The sequence below is a fragment of the Streptomyces sp. S6 genome (assembly GCF_054880855.1).
Genome location: NZ_JBTYMC010000305.1, coordinates 1 through 7,901, shown reverse-complemented (window position 1 = coordinate 7,901; position 7,901 = coordinate 1). Strand labels below are relative to the sequence as shown.

The 7,901-nt window shown below is 70.4% G+C and carries 7 protein-coding genes and 2 tRNA genes; 5 read left to right on the top strand and 4 right to left on the bottom strand.

The window, feature by feature from the left end:
* Nucleotides 1-813, bottom strand: an 813-nt coding sequence (locus ACVNF4_RS29190) for an acyl-CoA dehydrogenase family protein (protein ID WP_461805880.1), incomplete at its 3' end; no start/stop codon positions are given.
* 36 nt (nt 814-849) lie between these two features.
* A complete protein-coding gene (locus ACVNF4_RS29185; RefSeq protein WP_461805879.1) occupies nt 850-2,448 on the bottom strand; it encodes an aldehyde dehydrogenase family protein in 1,599 nt (532 codons plus the stop codon).
* 182 nt (nt 2,449-2,630) lie between these two features.
* Between ACVNF4_RS29185 and ACVNF4_RS29180 the strand changes: the two genes are divergently transcribed.
* Both ACVNF4_RS29180 and ACVNF4_RS29175 read left to right on the top strand, forming a co-directional pair.
* The gene (locus tag ACVNF4_RS29180; RefSeq protein WP_461805878.1) at nt 2,631-3,611 is read left to right on the top strand and encodes a bifunctional lysylphosphatidylglycerol flippase/synthetase MprF; all 981 of its coding nucleotides are present in this window, start codon (nt 2,631-2,633) and stop codon (nt 3,609-3,611) included.
* Between the two features lie 22 nt (nt 3,612-3,633).
* Nucleotides 3,634-3,810 (top strand): hypothetical protein, encoded by a 177-nt coding sequence (locus ACVNF4_RS29175; protein ID WP_461805877.1) that lies wholly within the window; start codon nt 3,634-3,636, stop codon nt 3,808-3,810.
* Between the two features lie 67 nt (nt 3,811-3,877).
* Here the strand turns inward: ACVNF4_RS29175 and ACVNF4_RS29170 are convergent, their stop codons facing one another.
* Entirely contained in the window at nt 3,878-5,290 is a 1,413-nt protein-coding gene (locus ACVNF4_RS29170) for an MFS transporter (RefSeq protein WP_461805876.1), read from the bottom strand.
* Nucleotides 5,291-5,378: 88 nt separating this feature from the next.
* The gene (locus ACVNF4_RS29165; RefSeq protein WP_461805875.1) at nt 5,379-6,464 is read right to left on the bottom strand and encodes a fatty acid desaturase family protein; all 1,086 of its coding nucleotides are present in this window, start codon (nt 6,462-6,464) and stop codon (nt 5,379-5,381) included.
* A gap of 207 nt (nt 6,465-6,671) precedes the next feature.
* Between ACVNF4_RS29165 and ACVNF4_RS29160 the strand changes: the two genes are divergently transcribed.
* The 3 genes from ACVNF4_RS29160 to ACVNF4_RS29150 all read left to right on the top strand — a co-directional run.
* Nucleotides 6,672-6,761, top strand: a tRNA-OTHER gene (locus ACVNF4_RS29160).
* Nucleotides 6,762-6,764: 3 nt separating this feature from the next.
* A tRNA-OTHER gene (locus ACVNF4_RS29155) sits at nt 6,765-6,854 on the top strand.
* Between the two features lie 41 nt (nt 6,855-6,895).
* On the top strand, nt 6,896-7,901 hold a 1,006-nt coding region (locus ACVNF4_RS29150), incomplete at its 3' end, for a diacylglycerol/lipid kinase family protein (protein ID WP_461805874.1).

The window sequence follows — 7,901 nt, the reverse complement described above, 5'->3', positions numbered from 1 at the left end:
ACCGCGCCCGCGCTCCAGCACGGCCCTGGCCAGGGCGGTCGCCGCCCCCGCGTAGCCCGCCGAGATCAGCAGCTCGAACCAGATGAACCCGATCGTCTGGAGGTCGGCCAGCAGATGCGGGGCCTCCGGCGCGGTCCGCACGACGAGGTCGTCCGGCACGAACACGTCGGTCAGGCGCACCTCGTCGCTCTCCGCGCCCGCCAGCACCTCGTTGGCCCAGAACGGCTCCACCGCGACGCCGTCGGAGTCGGCGGGCAGCAGTGCCAGGGCGAGTTCCGGCGTGCCGTCCGCGCCGGGCACCGCGATGCTCGCGGTCAGCAGGTCCATGGAACGGGCGAGGCTGCACGGCTTCTTGACGCCGTTGAGGAGATAGCCGCCGTCAGTGGGGGAGGCGGTCACCGACGGGAGCAGGATGTTCTGCTGGGTACGGCCCTCCGCCCAGCCGGAGGCCAGCAGCAGCCGCTCCGGCGCGATGCCGTGCAGCAGCTTCGTCTGCGCGGGCGTCAGCCGCCCGCTGTCCGCGGCGAGTTCGAACAGCATGGCGACGGTGAAGTGGTGCATCGCGCTCGCCGCCGCGAGGGACGGCGACACCGAGCCCACGGCCCGCTGCACCCGGATCGCGTCCAGCAGGCCGGCGCCCGCACCGCCGTACTCCCGCGGCACCAGCAGGCCCGGTCCGTCGTGCTCGCGCAGCAGCGCGGTCACCGGGGAACCCGCCGACTCGCGTTCGGTGAAGGGGAGGGACTCCAGCGCCGCGAGGAGGCCCGGGTGATGACGTTCGCACACGTCGCGTGCGAGGGTCAGGGATCGCATGGCAGATCTCCGAGAGGGGGATGGGGGGAGCGGGGATCAGGAGCCGAAGACCGCCTCGTGCGGACTGACGTCCCGCGCGATGCTCACGCCCTGGAGGTGCGAGGTCTTGAGCATCGGATAGTTGGCCTCGCCGAAGGCGCCGCCGGTCAGACCGGTGCCGCCGTGGCTCGGCAGGTAGGGCAGGAAACCGATGTGGGAGTCGTTGACCTTCAGCAGGCCGCCGTTGCCCACCCGGCGCACGAAGTCGTCGATGATGTCCTCCGAGCCGGTCCACAGCGAGTTGCGCAGGCCGTACTCGTTGGAGTTGACGAAGGCGATCATCCGCTCGCGCAGCTCGTCGTCCGAACCCTGTTCGGGCACCACGATCGGCAGCAGCGGGAAGAACGTCTCCTCGCGGACCACGTCGTACTTGCGGGCCTCGGTCAGGCCCTCCACCCGCAGCACCGTCGGCTGGAGGAAGACGCCCGTCTCGGACGGCGTCCCGTCCACCTCGGCCCGGCTGCCGCCGGTGACGAGCTCGGCGCCCCGGTCACGGGCCTGCTGGAGCAGCGCGAAGAACCGCTCGCTGCGGCGCACCGGCGACAGCAGCACCTCCGGGTCCTCCGGATAGCCGGGACGGATCGCCGCCGCCCGCCTGCCGACCTCCTCGACCAGCCGGTCGGCGATCTCCGGGTGCGCCAGCACGTAGTTGGGCACCATGCAGATCTGGCCGGAGCCGTAGAACGCCTCCGAGATGGCCTGCGCCGCCCGCTCGACGTCGGCGTCCTTCCACACCACGATGCCGTCGTTGCCGGCCAGTTCGAGGATCGGCTTCTTGCCGCGGGCCACGCAGCTCTCCTGGAACCGCAGGCCCTCCTGGCTCCCGCCGATGTAGAAGATGTCGTTGATCAGCGGGTCTTCGAGCCAACGGTCCATGGTCTGCCGGGGGTTCCCGCAGATCGCGTTGAGCACCCCGGGCGGCGCACCCACCTGGTCGAGCAGGGGTGCCACCACGTCCCGCATCAGCCACATCGTGCTCAGCGCGATGCTGCGCGGCGCCCGCACCACCACCGCGTTGCCCGCCATGACGGCGAGCACGGCCAGGGCGGCGCTGGGGGCGGGAGCGTTCTGCGGCGGGTTGAACGCGACCACACCGTCCGGCTGACGGCGCACGATCAGCCGCCGGGAACCGTGCTCGAACTCGGTGTGCATCCGCTGCCGGTACCAGCCGAGGCTCTCCTCGCTGTAGACCTGGAGCAGACAGCTCAGCTCCCAGCGGGCCAGTTTGACCGGATGGCCCTCCAGCATCAGCATCTCGGTGAACTCGTCCTGACGGCGCAGGAGTTCCTCGCGGAACAGGGTGCCCAGCCGCATCCGCTCGTCCAGCGGGACGGCCGCCCACACCGGAGCCGCCGCCGCGGCTGCCACGGCGGCCCGGTCGATGTCCGTGTCGCTCGCCACCGCGCACCGGCCCGCCACGTACGGGTGGTTCGCCGCGTCCGACTCCGGATTCCGCTCCAGTTCGCGCTTCAGACTGACGCTCGTGAAGACGTCCTCCAGCAGCGAACGCGAGCTGACGGTGTACACCCAGTGATCGCTCTCCACATCCTCACCGCCGATGTAGAGGTGATAGCTGCGCTTTCCCGGCGTTTCCATCGGCCGCCCCATAGAAAATGCCTCCGTATTGCCGTTGAATTCCTTGTGCAGCCTGGTCGGAAAAGAGTGTTACAGCGTTCTCTGACGCAGTCCTGACGCGCTGCTGACCATGGTCTGACGTTCCCTTGATCCCGCTTCGCGGCCTCTTCCTGAGGCGAATTGATGTCTGCTCTACTTTCCTCATGCCCGAAACAACTCTGCACGCCATCAGGAACTGGACCCAGGCGGAAAACCCCAGCGCTTTTCTGGCGATGAACGACGACAAGGAGGTGTTCACGCTGCCCGGCACCGACGGTGCCGTGTACTACCGCCGGACCGGGAACTACGCCGTCCAGTTCGGCGGCCCGTTCGCCCCGCCCGAGACGTACGAACGCCTGCTGCGCGCCTTCCTGGAGCACGCCCGGCAGCAGGAGCTGCGCGTGGTGGGGGTGCAGCTCCAGCGCACGGACGCCGAGGTCTACGTCCGTCACGGTTTCACCGTCAACCAGATGGGCGCCTCCTGGGCCGTCCGGCTCGCGGAGTTCAGCCTGCGCGGGACGAAGTACATGCAGCTGCGCAACAAGATCTCCCGCGCGCTGCGCAACGGCCTGGTGATCCAGGAGGTGGACGCCGGGAACTGGCAGGGCGCCATCGAGCGCATCGACGGCGCCTGGCTCGGCTCGAAGGGCGAGAACGTCCGGCCGCTGGAGTTCCTCGTCGGCCAGATCGGCGGCCCCGCGCAGGAACACCGCCGGCTCTTCCTCGGCACCATCGACGACGAACCCGTCGCCTACATCTCCTACTCCCCGGTCTACGGCGAGCGGGCCGGCTGGATGCACGACCTCAGCCGCCGGCTGCCCGGCGGCTCACCCGGGCTGATGGAAGCCGTCAACGCGCACGCCATCGAGATCTTCCGGGCCGAGGGCGTCCCGTGGCTCCACTTCGGCTTCACCCCCTTCACCGGACTCGACGCGGGCGCCGAACTGCCCGGCCACAGCCCCGCCTTCAGCTGGCTCATGCACTTCCTGTGGGCCGAGGGCGGCGCCCTGTACCCGGCGCAGACCCAGCTCGCCTACAAGGAGAAGTGGGGGCCCGAGCTGAGCATCCCGGAGTACGTGGCCTTCCAGGGCCAGGCGTCGCTGCCGTCCTTCGCGCACATCTTCCGCGCCTGCAACTCCTTCTGACACCGACCCCAGGGAGACACCCGTGACCACCGAGACGAGCACCGTCCAGACCGCCAAGAGCACTGACGAACTGCGCCACTCCATGGTCGAGTACCTCATGGCCGTCATCGGCGCCCCGGACGACGAGGAGATCGCCCGCAACGCCGACCAGGCCGTCCGGCTCCTGGACGCCCGGCTGGCCGAGGAGATCCTCGGTTGACACCTTCCCCGTCGCCCGCACGGCCGTGGCGGCCACCCCCTCGGGAGGGTGGCCGCCACGGCCGTGCTCAGCGGGTTGGCGCCAGGTCCACCGGCCGGCCCGTCGTGCGGTCCCCGAGGACGGCGACGTCCAGCGCCAGCAGCGCCATCGCGCCCGCGATCACCGTGAACAGCAGGCCCGCGCCGCCCGCGTCCAGCAGCGGCAGCAGCACGAACGGCAGGGCCGCCGCCGTCAGCTTCGACAGCGAGTAGGCGAGACCTGAGGCACCGGCCCGGATCGCCGTCGGGTACTGCTCCGCCAGCAGGACGTGCGAGGCGGCCGAGAAGACGTTGCTCAGCAGCGTGTACGCGAAGCCGAAGACCACCACCCACAGGCCCGAACCGGCGAACGCGAAACCGAGCCCGGCCCCCGCCATGGCACACGCCGACACCGCCACCAGCACCTTCCGCTCGGCACGGTCCATCAGCAGCGCCGCCAGCAGCGAACCCACCGGGTAACCGAAGAACGACACGGCCGTGTACCCGAGCCCCGCCACCACCCCGTACCCCTTCGCCGCCAGCACCTGCGGCGCGAGCGTGCCGAACCCGTAGTAGCCGACCGTCGACAGCAGGCAGAACACCCACAGCATCACCGTACGGCGGCGGTACGCCGGGGAGAACAGCGTCCGCAGCATGCCGCGCCGCGGCTGCCTCTCACGGCGTTCACCCGTCGAGGACGCGCCCGAGCCCTCGGACCCGGTGACGTACGACGGCCCCGCCTCCGCCTCCAGCCTCGCCGTGATCTCCTCCGCCTCCCGGTGCCGCCCCGCCGCCGCCAGCCAGCGCGGCGACTCGAACAGACCCCGGCGCAGCACCCACACCAGTGCCGAACCGAGCCCGCCGAACAGGAACAGCCAGCGCCACCCGGCGATGCCGAGCGGACTGAGCGGCACCAGCCACATCGCGAGCAGCCCCACCGCCGGCACCCCGCAGAAACCGATGGTGTACGTCCACGCGATCAGCCTCCCCCGGTGCCGGGCGGGCAGCACGTCCGCGAGATAGCTGTCGGTCAGCGACTGCTCCGCCCCGATGCCGATCCCCGCGACGAACCGCAGTGCCACCAGCCAGGCCACCGACGGCGCGAACGCGCCCGCGAGCGAAGCGCCCGAGTACAGCGCCAGGTTGACCAGGAAGGCCCGCCGCCGGCCGAACCGGTCGGCGAACCGGCCGAGCACCACCGCGCCGAGGAACTGGCCGATGAACGCGGACGCCAGCACCAGCTTCAGCGAGGTGCTGGTCAGCGCGAAGTCGGCCTGGAGCACCTTCGACAGCACACCCGACAGGTTGTTCTCGTACATGTCGAACAGCAGGCCCACCCCGATGACGCCGGAGAGCCGGTGGTGGGACGCGAGAACGGGCAGCCGGTCGAGCCGCTCGCCCACGGACAGGGGATGCGTGTGCGCACCCGGCGCCGGGATCACTCTGGCTGACTCTTCGGACACGGCGTCAGGCTCCTCTCGGGAACGGGATCTGGACGTGAGGAGGCCCGGCTCCGGCAGGGGGTGCCGGAGCCGGGGCGGGGGAGCGGGGTCAGGCCGCGCGGGCCGCCGCGCCGGCGGTGCCCTGCCGGACGGGCGCGCTGACCTCGTGCAGGAAGGAGGCGACCTCCCGGTACGAGGTCCAGAAACCGACCTCGTGGTACGGCATCCCGCGCTCGGCGCAGTACTCACGCGTCAACTCGCGGGCCCGCGCCAGGTTCTTCTGCGGCATCGACGGGAACAGGTGGTGCTCCACCTGGTAGTTCAGTCCGCCGTACATGAAGTCGACGAGCACGGACGGGCGGATGTTGCGGGAGGTCAGCACCTGCCGGGCCAGCCAGTCCAGGGTCTCCTCCTCACCCTCACGCAGCTCCATGCCCTTGTGGTTCGGCGCGAACATCATGCCCAGGTACACGCCGAGAGAGGCGTTCTGGACGAGGATGAAGGCCACGCCCAGCAGCGGCGGCAGGACGGTGAACACGAGCGTGAGGTAGATCGCCGTACGGGCCACGAGGAGGCCGGCCTCCAGCAGCGGATGCGGCACCTCGCGCCGCGCGATCATCTGCACCGCGGTCTTCTGCGTCTTGTACGCCTCCAGCACCAGGAGTACGAAGAACAGCACGCTCTGGTAGCGGACGACGAGCTTCTGGCGGCCCTTGCGGGTCGCGTACTGGTTGATGTCGAAGATGATGGTGCGCCGGCCGATGTCCGGGTCCATGTCCAGGTGGTTGGGGTGGGAGTGGTGCCGGTTGTGGTGGTTGACCCACCACCCGTAGCTCACCCCGTTGACCAGGTTCCCGTGGAGGTAGCCGACGATGTCGGCGGGGCGGCGCTTGCGGAACATGGCCTTGTGGCCGGCGTCGTGCCACATGAAGGCGCTCTGGCCGCCGCTGAACCCCATCCACACGGCCACCAGCAACTGGAGCCAGGAGTCGCCGAGAGCGAAGAACGCGACGAGGCCGGCGGCGAAGATGGCGGCGTTGAGCGTGAGGCGGAAGTAGTAGTAACCGGGGGCCAGATCGAGCAGGCCCTCCGCCTTGACACGCTGGAGCAACTCGGAGAACGTCGCCGACGCGCCGACGCTCTTGTCGCTCCCGCCCTGCCGTCCTGGCAGGGCGTCGTTATAGGGAGGATTCATGCCTGGGTCCCCTCGCGCGAGATGGTTCGTCGTGTGAGTCGTGCGGAATTGCAGCTTCGGCGAAATGCCTGACAGCCACCTGATTGCGTCCTGACGAATTCCCCCTCCGAGGTCGTCAGGCGGATATCAGCGAGACGTCAGAAGGGTCCGGCAGAGTTGTACTCGTGAACGGGACCGGAGCGAAAGAAATCCGGATCCGGGATCGCTGGAGAGGTGCCCGGAGCGGTTTATCGGGGATCGGGGTTTCCCGGTCGGGTGGTTTGCCCGCCTGCGCAGGTTCGAATCCTGCCCTCTCCGTTTGGAGAGGTGCCCGGAGTGGTTGATCGGGGGCCGGGGTTTCCCGGTCGGGTGGTTTGCCCGCCTGCGCAGGTTCGAATCCTGCCCTCTCCGCTCGCTGTGCCCGTCTCGCCGGTATTCGGAGCGTGTCCGTGATGGAAGAACCCGAGGCGCCCGTGCGGCGTGTCCTCGTCGTCGTCAATCCCGCTGCGGGCAGCACGAGCGAGAGCCTGACGGCGGAGATCCTCGCCCTGTGCGGCGCGTACGCGCCCGAGGTGCGCCTGCACCGCACCGCGGCCCGCGGCGACGCCACCTCGGCGGTCCGCGACGCGAGCGAGGGCATGGAGGGGCCCCGGCCGGACCTGATCGTGGCCGTGGGCGGCGACGGCACCGTGCACGAGGTCGTCGACGGCCTCGGCACGACGCCCGGTGCCCCGGCCCTGTTCATCGTGCCCGCCGGCACCGGGAACTCCGGCTACAAGATGCTGTGGGCGGACCGCCCCTGGCAGACCGCCCTGCGCGCGGTCCTGGCGGGCCCCGGCAGCGGCGCCCGCCTGTACCGCCTTGACCTGGCCCGCCTCGCCGAGACCGGCGCCAAGGTGTTCCTCGGCGCCTGCTCCGGCGTCATCGCCGACGCCCTGCGCGTCGCCCGCCACGTCCCGCAGACCGGCCGCGACCGCTACACGACGGCGTTCCAGGAGGCGGCCGACACCTTCACGCCCTACCCCGGCAGGGTCAGCGTCGACGGCACCGTCCTCCACGAGGGCCCCACCGTCCTCGCCAACGTCGGCGGCGGACGCTTCCGCGGCGGCCGGTACCAGGTGCTCCCGCACTCGGAGCTGGACGACGGACTCCTCGACGTCTGCGCCATCGGCTCGCCCGTCGCCCCCCACGAGGTCCCCGAACTCACCCGCCGCGCCGCCCACCTCGGCCTGCCCGGCGTCCGCTACGGCCGAGGCAGACAGATCGTCGTCGAACGGCTCGACGGCACACCCCTGTGCTTCGAGCACGACGGCAACCTCCAGCCCCCCGGCCCCGACCGCCTCACCTCCTGCGACAGCTGCTTCTTCGTGATCGCGAGGCTTCCGTCCAGGATGGAGCGGATCGCGGCCTCCCTGACGAGGAGGGAGAGACTGGCCATCACGCCGCCGGTGCGCAGAT